Consider the following 15445-nt stretch of genomic DNA (forward strand, 5'->3'; position numbering starts at 1 on the left):
AACGGCGGCCGGCACCGGGCCGGCCGCCGTACGCCATATCGACGAGCAACGGGGGCTGTGATGGACAAGCGAGCGCGACTGGCACGTTGGAGCCGCTGGGCGGCGATCGCCGCGGCATTGCTGGGCGCGAGCGCGGTCGGTGCGCAGTCCGACACGCCGGCGCTTCAGCCCTTTACCGTCGATCACGAGGTGCGGGTCGATTCCTCCGCCGATGCGCGCTTCGTCCATGACGGTCCCGCTGGCAGCCACGGTTTCATCCGCGTCCAGGACGGGCATCTCTATCGCGGTGACGGCAAGCGTTTCCGCTGCTGGGGCTTCAACATGACTGGCTGGGCCAAGGGATCGGCCGAGCTTCCCGATCACAAGGCGGCCGAGGTCTACGCCGCGGCGCTCGCGCGGATCGGCGTCAATTGCGTGCGGCTGCATTTTCTCGACCGGCCCGACACCGCGCTGCCGATCCGCAACGAAGGCGCCGCTATCTCGCCGACCGCGGGACCCTTCACGCATCCGCCGCGTGGCCTGATTCGTGGCGACCTGCCCGACAGTCAGCATTTCAATCCTGACCAGCTCGACCGGCTCGATTACTGGATCGCCGAGCTCAAGAAGAACGGCATTTATGCCGACTTCAACCTCAATGTCGGCCGCGTGTTCAAAGCAGGCGACAACGTCCCAGACGTCGACCTGATCAACAACGCCAAGGCCTTCACCTATTTCGGACCCGAGCTCGTCGCGCTGCAAAAGGATTACGCCAAGCAACTGCTCGGCCATCGCAACGCCTATACCGGGCTGCGCTATGCCGACGACCCGGCAGTGGCGTTGGTCGAGGTCGTCAACGAGAATTCGCTGCTCGAATTCTGGGCGCGCAACTGGCTGCGCGGCGAACGGACCAAGGATGGGCCGAACTATCAGCTCGACATGACGCCGCACTACCAGGCTTTGCTGGTCAGGATGTACAACGACTGGCTGGCGAAGAACCGCAAGCCCGCCGAGATCGCCGAACTGCACCGCATGGCGGGCGTCGCCGATGGCCAGCCGGTGCCGTTCATGCGCCGCGGCGACCATCCCGACGCGCCACGGCTGCGGCTCGATGCCGAGATCGCCTTCCTCACCTCGGTCGAGGTCGATTTCCACGCCGAGATGAAGCGCTTCCTCAAGGATGAGGTCGGGGTGAAGGTGCCGATCATCCCGATGGCCGACCACACCTATTTCATGGCCAACCAGCCGCTGATGCGGACGCTCATCAAGTCCGACATCGTCGACGCGCATGTCTATTGGCAGCACCCGGCAATCTACGGCCAGCGCAACGAACCGATGGTCAATTCGCCCGAACTGTCCACCATCCTCAAGCTCGCGCGCAGCGCGGTGGCGGGCAAGCCGTTCACGGTCAGCGAGGTCAACCAGCCGTACCCGACCGATTACGCCGCCGAGATGATTCCGATCCTGGCCTCTTATGCCTCGCTACAGGATTGGGACGCGGTATTCTTCTACACGTTCGAGACCAAGGTCGCGGGCGAGTGGACGCCGATGATCACCGACCATTTCGACATGACGCTCGATCCGGTGGCGATGGCGCAAATGCCGGTCGGCGCGATGATCTTCCTGCGCGGCGACGTGTCGGCGGCGAAGACGATGCTGACACGCTCTTATTCGACCGACCAGATCAGCGAGGCGGCGCGGCTGCCGCGCGCGGCGATGCCCTATTACACGCCGGGTTTCGATGTCCGCATTCCGCTGGTCCACGGCTCGCGTGTGTCGTGTCTCGACTGCAAGCCCAGCCTGCCAGCGCCGCTCGGACCGATGAACCCGATCGTCTCGGATACCGGCGAGCTCAGCTGGTTGACCGACGGTGGCAAGAACGGCCTGGTCAGTGTCAACAGCCCGCGCAGCCAGGCATTGGTCGGCTTCGTCAGCGCCAACAACATAGAGACGCGCAACCTGTCGGCGCAGATCCGCAACCGGTTCGCGGTGATCACCTTGTCGTCGCTCGACGGCAAGCCGCTCAACCTGTCCAATCGCATCCTGCTGACCACCACCGGCCGTGTCGAGAATAGCGGCCAGAAATGGGATGATCGGGGATCGAATCTGACCGTCTGGGGCACCGCGCCGACCTTGATCGAACCGATCACCGGCTGGGTCACGCTCAAGGATCTCGAAGGCGCAATCGGCGTGTTCGCGCAGCCGCTCGATGGCTCGGCGCGCCCGATCGGCAAGGAGATATCGGGCAAGATGATCGAACCGGGCTGGGAAATCCCGATCGGCAGTCCGGCGACGACCAACTATTTGATCCGGGTTGAACGCTGATGCCTGGACCGCTTTGGCCTCAAAAGCTCGCTTATTCGCGTCCCTACCTAATCGTCATGCCGGGCTTGTCCCGGCATCCACCGTGCAACAACGCCTCAACTCGGTTGTGGAAGAGTGGTGTTCAAAGCGAAATCGTGTCCCCCGGACACGATTTTGGCCTGCCGGGGGCAGGCCAAAGCTTGAACACGGCACAAGGCCGGGGTGACGAAGTAATTGAAAGTCGGCGTCGGTAGCCGACCGCTTACCGGCAGCCCTGACCCACAATCACCGGCAGCGCTGTCTTCGCCATCCGTGCATAGCCGGCGTCGTTCGGATGCAGATGGTCGCCGATCTGCTCCGCCAGCCGCATCACGGTCGGTTTACCCGGCTCGCCCATCGCGGCGTCGAAGTCGATCACGCCATCGAACCTTTTGGCGTTGGCCCGGATCCACGCATTGACCGTCGCGCGCCTTTGCTCACCCGCGGCGTCGGCATAAGCCGCGCCGTCATACGGCAGCAGCGTTCCGACGATCACCTTGAGCCCACGGGCCTTTGCGCGCGCCAGCATCTGCTCGTACGCAGCGATCAGATTAGCCGCGGGCGGCTGCCAGTCCTTGGGGTCGCGCACCTTGCCGATGTCGTTGATGCCTTCGAGGATCACGACATGGGTGGCGTTGGGCACCGCGAGCACGTCGCGGTCGAAGCGCGACAGTGCATCGGGTCCTCGGCCCATGCTGAGCAGACGGTTGCCGCTAATCCCTTCATTGGCGATCGCCCAGCACCGCCCGCGCGGACTGGCGGCGAGCAGGCGACCGAGCTGGTCGGGCCAGCTCATCGCCTTCGATGCGCCCGCGCCCTCGGTGATCGAATCGCCGAAGGTGACCAGAACGCGCGTCGCGGCCGGGCTGGAGACCTCCAATCCGCTGACCACGCCCGGGGCTCGCGCGTGCTGCGGATTGGTTAGTGTAAGCGCGGCAGTTGCGTTCCCTGGGGCCACATCGACCATCTGCGCATGGGCGGGGGGCGCCGCTTCCTCCGGATAATAGACCGTGATGGCGAGCCGCTCGCCGGCCGTGACCGGATAGTCGATCGGGTCGGACAGCATCGGCGCGCGGATCGGGATAATCGTGTCGGGCGCGCCCGAGAAGGTCAGCGAGCGCAGGCTGCCCGCGACCGGTCTGTCCTGCGCGTCGAGCCGCACGACCGACACCGCGCCGATGCGCAGCGGGACGTCCGACAGCTCGTTCGAGAAGCGTACGCGGATCGCCCGACCAGCGATCCCGGCACGGAGATCCTGGCGGACGCTCTCGTCCTTGAATGGACGGCCGAGCGCTTCCTTGATCTTGGGCTCATAGCCGATCGGCGGCGCGGCCCAGCCGGGCACCCAGCGCTCCGGCGTTCCGGCAGCGGCGATGGCGAGCAGGCCGATCAGCGGGAGAGCGAGGGTGAGGCCAGGTTTCATCATTTTCCTCCGCGAGCGATTTCAAACAAGGCCACGCCATGCGCGGCGATCCGGCCGCCAGCCCAGTCGTCTCCGACAGGGGAGGCGCCGGCGGGCAGCGCGACCGGATGCGCCACATTGCCATGATTGATGACGATGACCAGGCGCTTGCCGCCGCCAGCGCGCTCGGCGATCTCCAGGTCGGGATCGGCGCCCGCGACGATCGGCGCGATCTTGGCGTCGTCGAGCAGATTGGCGGCAAGCTTCGCCATCGTCGCGGCGTCGAGCCAGGCGCCGACATAGGTAATGCTGCCGCGGCCGACCGCACGCGTGACGATCGCCGGCTTGCCGTCGAGCCAGCCGCCGGCATCGCGATAGGTCGCCAGGGTGCGGACGTCGCGCGCGACCGGCGTCAGCGCTTCAGCCCAGATTGACGCTTTGCCTTCCACGCTGCCGGCAATGCCGACATCCTGGTCGAGCGCATAGAATTGCTCGACCCGCGCACCGAGCAGATCGGTCAGCGGCCCTGGCTGGCGCTGCGGCCACAGAGCGTTTGCATCGTCCTTCATGCCGGAGCGCGGCCCGAGCACGAGATGCCCACCGGCGCGGACATAACGGTCGAGCGCCTTGGCCTGATCTTCGGTCAGCACGTTGATATTAGGGGCCACGACCAACGGATAGCGCGACAGATCAGCGTCCGCCGGCACGATCGCCACGCCCTGCGCCTGGACGCGCAACGGGCGGTAGAAATCAGTGAACGCCTTGACCGGATCGAAGTCGCGATGATGGCGCTGCAGGTCGATCGCCCAGCGGCTGTCGTACGAGAAGATCATCGCCACGCGCGCGACCGGCGCGGTATCGGCGAGCAATGGAGCGGCCTTGGTCAGCTCGCTCGCGGTCCTGGCGATTTCCGGCTGGATCGGATTAGGCTCGCCGTCCTGGCCCAGGATCGCGCCGTGATAGGTTTCCTGCCCGTTGGCGGCCGGGCGCCATTGCCAGTAAAGCACGGCATCGGCGCCATGCGCGACCGCTTGCCACGCCATCTCGCGCACCTGGCCGGGATCGAGCGCGCGGTTGACCGGGACCCAATCGACGCGCCCGGGCTGCGTTTCCATCAGCCAGAAATTGCGCTGCTTGTAGCCGCGGACAAGGTCGTGATTGGCGCCGTTCGCCACCCAATCGGGGCGCCCGTCGGGAATGTAATTGTCCCACGCCGCGATATCGAGGCCGCGATGCATGGCGAAATGGTCGAAGCCCGCATTCCAGAACATCGTGTTGGTGGTGACGAACATGCGCGGATCGATCAGCGGGCGGATCGCCTGCACCTGGTTCTGGACATAATCGATCCAAGTCGCGGTAGTGAAATGCTTGAAATCGAGCAGCAGCGCCGGGTTCTGCTGGCCGGTGGCGTGGAGCGGCACCTGCTCGAAATCGTTGTAATATTGGCTCCAATATTGCGTCGCCCAGCGCTTGTTCAGCACCTCGATCGAGCCGTAGCGTGCCTTGAGGAAAGCGTGCCAGGCGGTGACCGCCTCGTCGTCGAACGAGGGCGGGCCAACCTCATTGTCGATCTGCCAGCCGACCAATGCGGGATTGTGGCCGTAACGTTTCGCCATCTCGGTCGCGATCCGGCGGCTGAAGTCGCGATAGCGTTTGCTCGCGAACGAGAATTGCCGGCGCGCGCCATGGCCGGCGCGCGCACCGTTCTCGTCGACGCGCAACACGTCAGGATATTTCTGGGTGAGCCAGGCGGGCGGCGCCGCGGTTGGGGTGCCGAGCACGACCATCATGCCGTGGCGTTCGGCCGCCACGATAGCGCGATCGAGCCAGGCGAAATCGAAGCGGCCTTCCTCGGGCTCCATCCGGCTCCAGGCGAACTCGCCGATGCGCACAATGTTGAATCCCGTCGCCTTCATCATGGCGAGATCGGCGTCCCAGCGCGCCTCGGGCCATTGCTCGGGATACCAGGCGGTGCCGACCGCGATCGCCGGACGAGTCGCGAAGGCGGTCGCGCGTTGGGGGAACGGGATCGATGCTTGCGGCGGTGTCGACAAGGCCGGTGCGCCCGTCGCCAACGTCGCAGCCAGCAAGGCGATGATTCCGCGAATCGACATCCCATCCCTTTGATTTTGTCTGGCTATTCTTGCGGCTGCACCGGCGGGCCGTTGCGGCGGAGATCATCCTAGCGAAATCATGGCCTTGCGCCAAATAATATGTTTATATGATGTTTGAACGATCCCGCGACAGGGGATCGCGGCATCGGGAGAGGACCGGGAATGACTGGAATCGGGCGATTCGCGGCTGGGTGCGCCATGGCGGCGCTGGCAGCCGCGGCCTGGGCAAAAGATGCGCCGGTGTCCGCGCCGGCACCTGCAGCCACACCGGCCGATCCCGATCCGGCGACCTTCCGCAATCCGCCGGCGGATGCCCGGCCCAACACGCTCTATTTCTGGATGAACGGCAACGTCTCCAGGGAAGGGATCGATGCCGATCTCACGGCGATGCGCGACGCCGGGCTCGGCGGCGCGATGATGTTCGACGGCAGCAGCGACGTCCCCAAGGGCCCGGTCGATTATCTCAGCCCGCAATGGCTCGACCTGATGACGCATATGATGGAGCGGGCCAAGGCACTGGGGCTCAAGGTCGGGCTGCACAATGCGCCGGGCTGGTCGTCATCGGGCGGGCCATGGATTACGCCCGACCGCTCGATGCAGCAGATCGTCTGGAACGAGACGACGATCGCCGGCGGCAAGCCGGTCGCGATCAAGCTGCCGCAACCGTATACCAAGAAGGATTTCTACCAGGACGCGGCAGTGCTCGCTTTCCCCGCGAGCGACGGCGACGAGAGCGTCTATCGCGCCGCGATCGCCTCGATGCGCGTCGCCGGTCCCGTCGCGGCGGGCGTACTGACCGACCGCGACCTGCACAGCTCGGTCGACATCGCGCCCGATGCGCCGCTGGTGATCGAAATGAAGGCGCCGTTCACCGCGCAGGCGGTCACGCTCTACGGCGATATCGAGGCCAAGGCCTTTTCGGCGACGATCGAGGCATCGAACGATGGCCAAACGTGGCAGAAGGTCGGCGAGGTCTCCGCGCCGGTCCAGCACGAGCGCGGGATCGAAGCGCCGGGCAGCATCAATTTTGCACCTGTCACCGCGCACTATTTCCGCGTCACGCCCAAGGGGGCGTTCAAGCTCGCCGAGGCCCTGTTCTACGCGACGCCGCGGATCGACGATTGGGGCAACAAGGGCGAGCATCTGTTCCACATGCTGCCCGCGGCCGAGGCCCGTCCGTCCGACCTGATGGCGCGCTACGCGATCGACCCCAGCAAGATCGTCGATGTTACCGCACGCGTCGATGCGTCGGGCACGTTGCGTTGGACACCACCACCGGGCCGCTGGACGATCCTGCGCTTCGGCCACACCACGACCGCGCACCTCAACGTGTCCGCGTCGGATTCGGGGCGTGGACTCGAAGTCGACAAGCTCGACGCCGCCGCCACCGACTTTCAGTTCAAGAGCAGCGTCGACCGATTGGTTAAGGCGTCGGGCCCGCTCGCCGGCTCGACCTTCGACATGCTCGAGATCGACAGCTACGAGGCCGGGCTGCAGAATTGGACGGCCGCGCTGCCCGCCGATTTCGAGAAGCGCAACGGTTATTCGATGCTGCCTTATCTGCCGGCGCTGACCGGGCGGATCGTCGGCGATCTCGACAGTTCGAACCGCTTCCTGTTCGATTTCCGCCGCACGCTCGCTGATTTGATGGCCGACAATTATTACGGCCGGATGCAGTCCAAGGCAGCCGCGGCGGGCCTGCGGCTCCATGTCGAAGGCTATGGGCCAGGGCCGTTCGACGAGCTCCAGGTATCGGGCCGCGCGCAAGTGCCGATGACCGAATTCTGGACGCGCACGCCGTGGACCGACAATCGCACGGTCAAGATGGTGGCATCGGCGGCGCACGTCTACGGCAAGCCGGTCATCGCCGCCGAGGCCTTTACCGGCGAGGCGGAGACCAGTCGCTGGCAGGATTACCCCTATGCGATGAAGCTCCTGGGCGACCAGATGTTCGCGCAAGGGTTCAACCAGGTCTTCTTCCATCGCTACGCGCACCAGCCCGATCCCAATGCCGTTCCGGGGATGAGCATGGGGCCGTGGGGGATCAATCTCGAGCGCTCGAACACCTGGTTTGCGCAGTCGAAACCGTGGATGGAGTATCTCGAGCGCAGCCAATATCTGCTGCGCCAGGGCATTTATGTCGCCGACGTGCTCTATTTCGTCGGCGAGGAAAGCCCCAACCAAGCCGAATATGTCCGGCCCGACGTGTCGCCCGATACGAACCCGAAGATCGGGCAATATTTCGACCCGCAGATGCCGCCGGGTTACAATTACGACCTGGTCAATGCCGAGGTGCTGCTGACCCGCGCGCGCATCGAGGACGGCGCGATCGTGCTGCCCAACGGCGCGCGCTACCGCTTGCTGGTGCTGCCGGCGACCTTGTCGAGCATGACCCCCGCGCTGGCCGAACGCCTCCGCGCGCTGGTCGAGCAAGGCGCGACGATCCTGGGCCCCAGGCCGCAGCATTCGCTGACGCTCGTCGGCAAGTCGGGGGGCGATCGCGCTTTCGATACGGCGGTGGCGGCGCTCTGGGGCAGCGGCCCCGAAGCGGCGACGACACGTTCGGTGGGCAAGGGCAGGGTGCTTTCGGGCGCCAGCATCGGCGATGCCTTGGCTGGCATGAAGGTCGCGCCGGACGCGCAATGCCGGACCGACAGTTCGGACGGCCAATTGGTATGGCTGCATCGTCGATTGGCCGCGAGCGACATGTATTTCGTCGCCAACCGCCAGCGCCGTGCGGAAACCGTGCGCTGCACCTTCCGCGTCGGCAATGCCGTGCCGGCGTTATGGGACGCGGAGACGGGCAAGGTCGCCCGACCGGCTCTGTTCGAGAGTGGTGCAACGGTCACCACCGTCTCGTTCGACCTGTCTCCGGCCGGATCCACCTTCGTCATGCTCGATCGGAATAGCACAGCGCGCGGTATCAAATGGATCGCGCGCGACGGTCGGCGCGTCGCCGATCTCGACGCCGCGCCGGCCAAGGCCGCGCCCGCGCCCTCGGACAGCTTCACCCTCTCGCTCTGGGCCAAGCCAGACATCGATCTCCGCGTGATGCCCGACGAGAAGATCGAGGGACGGATCAACGAGACAGGCAAGAATTACCTGATCAACGCCCGCTCGGGCCGCGATCTGCACGGTGAAGGAACGGCGGTGGCCGGCCTTGCGATCGGCCGCAATGGCGCGATGGTGATCGAGCGCGTCTCGCCCGATGTCGTGCCCGCCGTGCTGGTCAGCCGGACCCCGATCAGCGGCTGGACGCACGTCGCGTTGGTCTATGATAAGGGCGTGCCGAGCCTCTATCTCAACGGTAAGCTGGTGCGCACCGGCTTGAAGAGCGGGCGCCATGTGTTCGCGGGAGGCAGCGATGCGCCATCGCCGACCGGCGTGACCTATTTCTTCGAGGGCAATGCGACTCCGCTCGCCACCGTGCCGCGCGCGCTGACCCCGGCCGAGATTGTCGCGGACGCCGCAAAAGGACCGCCGCTTCCGACCATCGGTGCCTCGCCTGTGACGCTGACCCGGCGCGACAGCGGAAAGCTCGATGCGCTCGCCTGGCGCGGCGGCAAGTACACCACCGACAGCGGCGCCAGTTTCACTGCCGCGGTGCCGGACCCGATCACGGTCGACAGTCCGTGGACGGTGCGGTTCCAACCGGGCAGGGGGGCGCCGGCCGCCGCCACGTTGCCCCGCCTGGAATCGCTCAGCCGCAACGCCGATGACGGCATCCGGCATTTTTCCGGCACCGCCACCTATGAACGCGAGATCACCATTCCCGCCTCGGCGCTGCGCAAGGGGCGGCGCGTCTTTCTCGACCTCGGCCGCGTCGAAGTGCTCGCGAGGGTCACGGTCAACGGCAAGGATATCGGCGTGGTGTGGAAGGAGCCGTATCGCGTCGACATCACTAATGTCGTCCATCCCGGCGCCAACACGGTGTCGGTCGCGGTCACCAACCTCTGGGTCAACCGCATGATCGCCGACGCCGCGCTGCCCGAGGAGGGCAACTACGTCGACGGCGACTGGGCAATCGGCGAGCGCGTCGGTGCCGACGGCAAGAAGACCCCGATCATGGCGCGAAAGATCACGGCTTTCCCCGATTGGTACAAAGCCGGGCAGCCGAAGCCACCCGGCGGCCGCGTCACTTTCTCGCCCTGGACCTTCTATTCCAGGGACGAACCGCTGGTGGATTCGGGGCTGCTCGGTCCGGTCCGCGTAGTGTTCGCCGACGAGATCGAGCTGAGGTGACCGCCATCGCATCCTCGACATCCGAACCCTCGTACGGCTGCCGCTTGCGCGCATCGAGTTCCGGCCCTTATTGTCATACGGTTTACGACCCCGATCGGATTTCCGGCACCGGGCGATCGGAGGAGACCAATGACGATGCAATCCCGTCCTGATTTCGGAAGGGTCGCCGACGCGACCTTGTCGAACGCGGACCAGGTCGCACGCTCGATCGGCAGCGATATCCTGTCGGGTGTCTTCGCGCCCGGGTCGAAATTGCCGTCCGAGGCCGAGATGCTGGCGCGGTTCGGCGTGTCGCGCACCGTGTTGCGCGAGGCGTTCAAGACCTTGACCGCGAAAGGCCTGATCGTTGCGCGCACACGCGTCGGCACTACCGTGCTCGACAGCGTCCACTGGAACTTCTTCGACGCCGACATCCTGGCCTGGAAAGTCGCCCAGGGACTGGATGTGGACTTCATCCGCGACATCGCCGCGATCCGCATGGCGATCGAGCCGGCGGCGGCCGAAGCGGCAGCCAACCAGGCGAGGCCCGAAGACATAAAGATCCTGCGCGGCTGCCTTGCCCGCATGGCGGAAGCGACGAGCAGCGCGAGCGATTTCGCCCATGCCGATCTCGATTTCCACAAAGCGGTCGGTTACGCCTCGGGGAATGTGCTGATGCGGTCGCTCGCGGCGGTGATCGAAACCGCTCTGCTCGCGTCGTTCCGGCTGAGCTCGCCGGTGCGGGAGGCGGAGGTGCACGAAGAGAGCGTGCAGGGCCATACCCGCATCGTCGATCTGATCGAAGCGGGTGACGGCCCCGGCGCGGCACAGGCGATGCGCGCGATCATCACCCACGGCCTCGACCGGCTCGAGCGTGCGAGCGCATCGCGCAAACGCAAGACAACGAAATAGTCCTTCACTCGGCTTCGCCGCCTTGCGGCGCAAATGATACTATTATATCACAAGAGCAGGATCGGCTTGGCCGCGCTGTTCGTAGGTCGCCGAGTTTTGAGAGGATTGCCATGACAGGCTTGAAAAAGGCCGACTTGTCCCGCCGCGACTTCGTCCATTGCGTGGCGTGCGCGACTGCGGCCGCGGGGTCGCTGGCCACGTCGCCGATGGCGCTTGCCGCGCAGCAGGCAGTATTGCGTGGCAAGGAAGCGGTGCACGAATTCCCGTACGGCGCCGTCCGTCTCACCGGCGGGCGGATCAAGCAGCATTACGACCATATTGCCGCGCATTACCTCGCGCTCGACAATGATCGCCTGCTCAAGGTCTTCCGTCAGAATGCCGGTCTGCCGGCGCCCGGCCCCGACATGGGCGGCTGGTATGACGCCGACGGCTTCGTGCCGGGTCTCGCTTTCGGCCAATATGTCTCCGGCCTCGCACGGATCGGCGCCACCACCGGCGACAAGGCGGCTCACGCCAAGGTCGCGACTCTGGTCGACGGCTTCGGCAAGGCGATGGTCGCTGCCAAGAACCCCTATGCCGGACCCAAGGCGCAGGAGCAGTGGGCGGCCTATGTCATGGACAAATATGTCGTCGGCCTGGTCGATGCCTATCGCTTGAGCGGAGTCGAGCAGGCCAAGACGTTGCTGCCGATGATCATCGACAAATGCATGCCCTATATCTCGCCCGTCTCGCGCGACCGCGTCGGCAAGGTCGATCCGCCTTATGACGAGACCTATGTCCTGCCGGAGAATCTGTTCCACGTCGCCGACATCACCGGCGACGACAAATATCGCGCCATGGCGGTGCATTACCTGCTCAACAAGGAATGGTTCGATCCGCTCGCGGCGGGCCAGGACGTGCTGCCGACCAAACATGCCTATAGCCACACGATCGCGCTGAGCTCGGGCGGCCAGGCCTATCTCCATCTCGGCGATCCCAAATATCGCAAGGCGCTCGAAAATGCCTGGACCTTCATGGAGCCGCAGCGTTTCGCGAGCGGCGGCTGGGGGCCGGAGGAGCAGTTCGTGCCGCTCCATCAGGGCAAGCTCGCCGTCAGCCTCAAAACCTCCAAGGCGCATTTCGAAACGCCGTGCGGCAGTTTCGCCGACATGAAGCTCGCGCGCTATCTCACCCGCTTCACCGGCGCACCGGTCTATGGCGACGGGCTCGAACGCACGCTCTACAACACGATGCTCGCGACGCGGCTGCCCGACAGCGACGGCGACTATCCTTATTATTCGAATTACGGCGGCGACGCCGAGAAGCTCTATTACCAGAAGAAATGGCCGTGCTGCTCGGGCACGCTCGTCCAGGGCGTCGCCGATTACGTCCAGGGCCTCTATTTCCACGACGACAATGCGCTGATGGTCAACATGTATGCCGGCTCGGAAGTCCGCTGGGACCGTCCCGGCGGCGCAGTCGAAGTCGTGCAGGAAACCGATTATCCCGCGACCGATCACATCCGCCTGATCGTGCGCAAGCCGGGCAATGGCCGTTTCGCGCTGAAGCTGCGCATTCCGGCCTGGACCAGGAACGCATCGCTCCGCGTCAACGGCGCGCCGCAACCGGTCGCGCCCGGCACGCTGGCGACGGTCAGCCGCGCCTGGAAGGCAGGCGACGTGGTCGAACTGACGCTGCCGCAGCCGCTGCGCACTCTGCCGATCGATGACCAGAACCCGAATCTGGCGGCGGTGATGCGCGGCGCGGTGATGTATGTCGGACTCAACCCCTGGACCGGGATCGGTGACCAGACGATCGCCTTGCCGGCGGCGCTCGAGCCGATGCCGGGCCAGACCCAGTCGTATCGCGCGCATGTCGACGGTCGCGATCTCGTGTTCGTACCGTATTTCAACGTCGATACCGAACGCTACAACACCTATTTCAAGACCGCCTGATGACCGAACCCCGGATCAGCGCGACCTATTGGATCGAGACCGCCTTTCCGCTGCAGCAGGCCGCGGAGACGATGGCCGGCGAGCAATCGACCGGCACTTTCGTGCGCGTACCCGGCGAGACCGACGAGCTGCGCGCGGCGCACGCTGCGCGGATCGAGGATGTGATCGAGCTGGGCGAGGTCGCGGCGCCGTCGCTACCGGGCTCGGGTCTGCCCAAATCGGGCGACGCCACGCGCCGCGCCGCGCGGGTGACCTTGTCCTGGCCGGTGTCGAACATGGGGCTGTCGCTGCCCAATCTGCTGGCGACGATCAACGGCAATCTCAGTGAGCTCAAGGCGTTTTCCGGGCTGCGGCTGATCGACGTGAAGCTGCCGCCCGAATTCCTCGATCGCTATCAGGGTCCGCAATTTGGCGTCGCCGGCACGCGTAGGCTGGCGGGGGTGTTCGACCGTCCGATCATCGGCACGATCATCAAGCCGAGCGTCGGCCTCTCGCCAGAGGCGACCGCCGAGCAGGTCCGCACCCTGGTCGAGGCGGGAATCGATTTCATCAAGGATGACGAGCTCCAGGCCGACGGGCCGCATTGCCCGTTCGAGGCGCGGGTCTCGGCGGTGATGCGCGTGATCAACGACCATGCCGAGCGCACCGGCAAGAAAGTCATGTACGCCGCCAATCTGACCGGCGAGATCGACGAGATGCTGGCGCGCCACGACCATGTCGTCGCCGAGGGCGGCACTTGCGTGATGGCGAGCATGAATTCGATCGGCCTGCCGGCGATGAAGGTGCTGCGAGCGCATTCCCAGCTGCCGATCCACGGGCATCGCAACGGCTGGGGCATGCTCGGCCGCTCGCCGGCGATCGGGATGAGCTATATCGCTTTCCAGAAATTGTGGCGCCTCGCCGGGATCGACCACACGCACGTCAATGGCATCGACAACAAATTCTGCGAGAGCAATGAGAGCGTCATCGCCTCGGCGCGCGAATGCCTGACGCCGATGTTCGATCCGCCGCATCCCGGTTGCGAGATCATGCCGGTCTTCTCCTCGGGCCAGTCGGCCAGACAGGCCGCGCCGACCTTCGCCGCGCTCGGTTCGGTCGACTGCATGTTCGCGGCCGGCGGCGGGATCATGGCGCATCCCGGCGGCCCGGCAGCGGGCGTGCGCGCGCTGCGTCAGGCATGGGAAGCGGCGGTTGCCGGCGTACCGGTGGAAGACGCCGCGCGCGATGCACCCGAACTGGCCGCGGCTTTGGGGGCTTTCGGGGGGTGACGCCACTCTACGCTTTCTATGGCGACGATTTCACCGGATCGACCGACGTTCTCGAGCAATGCGCCGATGGCGGGGTGCCGGCGGTCCTGTTCCTGCGCGAGCCCGATGCCGCGTTGCGCGCGCGTTTTCCCGACGCTAGGGCGATCGGCCTCGCCGGCGACAGCCGCAGTCGCTCGCCTGGATGGATGGACGACCATCTGCCCCGCGCCTTCGCCAGCCTCAGCGATGCCGCGATCGTCCATTACAAGACCTGCTCGACGTTCGATTCCAGCCCGCACACCGGCTCGATCGGGCGCGCGCTGGACCTCGGTGTTGCTGCGTTCGGCGGTCCGGCGGCGATCGTCGTCGGCGCACCACATCTTCGCCGCTATGTCGCGTTCGGCAATCTTTTCGCGGCGGCGGGAGCGGAGATATTCCGCATCGACCGCCACCCGACCATGTCGCGCCACCCGGTCACGCCGATGCATGAGGCGGACCTGATCCGGCATCTCGGCGACCAGACCGATGCGCGGATCGCCCTGGTGCCGATCGATCGCATCCACGCCGACGAAACCGATGCGGCCTTTGCCGAAGCAGGCGACGCCGCGGGCGTCCTGTTCGACGGACTGTCGGTCGACGACCTCGTCGCGACCGGCGCGGTCCTGCTCGGCCGCAAGGTGAAATTCGCGGTGGGCAGTTCGGGCGTCACGCGCGCGCTGGTGCTGGCATGGCGCGCAGCGGGGATCGTCAAGGGCGAGCCGGATCATGTCCGCGCACCCGAAGTCGACCGGCTGCTCGTGGTAAGCGGAAGCTGCTCGCCAGTGACGGCTGCGCAGATCGCGCGCAGCACGGCCGACGGCTTCACCACGATCCGCGCCGATGTCGACGCCTTGCTGCGCGGCGAAAGCGCGGAAGAAGAGCGGCTGGTGCAGGCGGCCGGTGGCGCGCTGGGCGAGGGCGGCCGCGCGGTGATCCATTCGGCGGAAGGCCCGCTTGGAGCGGTCGCCCCAGCGGCAGGCGATCGCCTCGGCTCCGCGCTTGGCCGCGTGGCCGGAGCGGCGATCCGTCAGGGAGGGTTGCGCCGCGTGCTCTTCGCCGGCGGGGACACGTCGAGCCACGGAGTCGCGCAGCTCGGCATCGATGCTTTGACCTGGGCCGCGCCAATCGAACGCGGGGCACCGCTGGTGCGTGCGCATGCCCAGGATCCAGCGATCGACGGTCTCGAACTGGTGCTGAAGGGCGGTCAGATGGGCGGGGAAGAGTTCTTCGAAGCTGTCCGCCGCGGCGGGTAGGAGC

At 66.0% G+C, this 15445-nt stretch carries 8 protein-coding genes; 6 read left to right on the forward strand and 2 right to left on the reverse strand.

Annotation, left to right across the window (positions count from 1 at the left end):
* Positions 1-60 precede the first annotated feature (60 nt).
* Positions 61-2301 (forward strand): hypothetical protein, encoded by a 2241-nt coding sequence (locus tag AC1DQQ_RS05180; RefSeq protein ID WP_478044452.1) that lies wholly within the window; start codon positions 61-63, stop codon positions 2299-2301.
* A 241-nt stretch (positions 2302-2542) separates the two neighbouring features.
* Here the strand turns inward: AC1DQQ_RS05180 and AC1DQQ_RS05185 are convergent, their stop codons facing one another.
* On the reverse strand, positions 2543-3742 hold the full coding sequence (locus tag AC1DQQ_RS05185; RefSeq protein ID WP_478044453.1) for a GDSL-type esterase/lipase family protein: 1200 nt from the start codon (positions 3740-3742) through the stop codon (positions 2543-2545).
* Positions 3742-5835, reverse strand: coding sequence for a beta-galactosidase (locus AC1DQQ_RS05190; protein ID WP_478044454.1), 2094 nt, complete (start codon positions 5833-5835; stop codon positions 3742-3744). Before AC1DQQ_RS05190 ends, AC1DQQ_RS05185 begins: the two co-directional genes overlap by 1 nt.
* 198 nt (positions 5836-6033) lie before the next feature.
* Between AC1DQQ_RS05190 and AC1DQQ_RS05195 the strand changes: the two genes are divergently transcribed.
* From AC1DQQ_RS05195 to AC1DQQ_RS05215, 5 genes are all read left to right on the forward strand, one after another.
* Positions 6034-10077: a glycosyl hydrolase gene (locus AC1DQQ_RS05195; protein WP_478044455.1), complete on the forward strand. Its 4044-nt coding sequence runs from the start codon at positions 6034-6036 to the stop codon at positions 10075-10077.
* 129 nt (positions 10078-10206) lie between these two features.
* Complete coding sequence (locus AC1DQQ_RS05200; RefSeq protein WP_478044457.1) at positions 10207-10968, forward strand: FadR/GntR family transcriptional regulator; 762 nt, start codon at positions 10207-10209, stop codon at positions 10966-10968.
* Between the two features lie 110 nt (positions 10969-11078).
* Positions 11079-12902 carry a beta-L-arabinofuranosidase domain-containing protein gene (locus AC1DQQ_RS05205; protein ID WP_478028784.1) on the forward strand — a complete coding sequence of 608 codons (1824 nt, stop codon included), beginning with the start codon at positions 11079-11081 and terminating at the stop codon, positions 12900-12902.
* On the forward strand, positions 12902-14170 hold the full coding sequence (locus AC1DQQ_RS05210) for a ribulose-bisphosphate carboxylase large subunit family protein (RefSeq protein ID WP_478028785.1): 1269 nt from the start codon (positions 12902-12904) through the stop codon (positions 14168-14170). The genes AC1DQQ_RS05205 and AC1DQQ_RS05210 overlap by 1 nt, the downstream gene beginning before the upstream one ends.
* A complete protein-coding gene (locus tag AC1DQQ_RS05215) occupies positions 14167-15441 on the forward strand; it encodes a four-carbon acid sugar kinase family protein (protein WP_478028786.1) in 1275 nt (424 codons plus the stop codon). The genes AC1DQQ_RS05210 and AC1DQQ_RS05215 overlap by 4 nt, the downstream gene beginning before the upstream one ends.
* Positions 15442-15445 lie beyond the last annotated feature (4 nt).

The organism is Sphingomonas sp. P4_G3, assembly GCF_056401105.1.

Coding starts and splice junctions, on each gene's coding strand:
- AC1DQQ_RS05180 (WP_478044452.1), top strand. CDS start 61: ATGGACAAGCGAGCGCGACTGGCACGTTGGAGCCGCTGGGCGGCGATC.
- AC1DQQ_RS05185 (WP_478044453.1), bottom strand. CDS start 3,742: ATGAAACCTGGCCTCACCCTCGCTCTCCCGCTGATCGGCCTGCTCGCC.
- AC1DQQ_RS05190 (WP_478044454.1), bottom strand. CDS start 5,835: ATGTCGATTCGCGGAATCATCGCCTTGCTGGCTGCGACGTTGGCGACG.
- AC1DQQ_RS05195 (WP_478044455.1), top strand. CDS start 6,034: ATGGCGGCGCTGGCAGCCGCGGCCTGGGCAAAAGATGCGCCGGTGTCC.
- AC1DQQ_RS05200 (WP_478044457.1), top strand. CDS start 10,207: ATGACGATGCAATCCCGTCCTGATTTCGGAAGGGTCGCCGACGCGACC.
- AC1DQQ_RS05205 (WP_478028784.1), top strand. CDS start 11,079: ATGACAGGCTTGAAAAAGGCCGACTTGTCCCGCCGCGACTTCGTCCAT.
- AC1DQQ_RS05210 (WP_478028785.1), top strand. CDS start 12,902: ATGACCGAACCCCGGATCAGCGCGACCTATTGGATCGAGACCGCCTTT.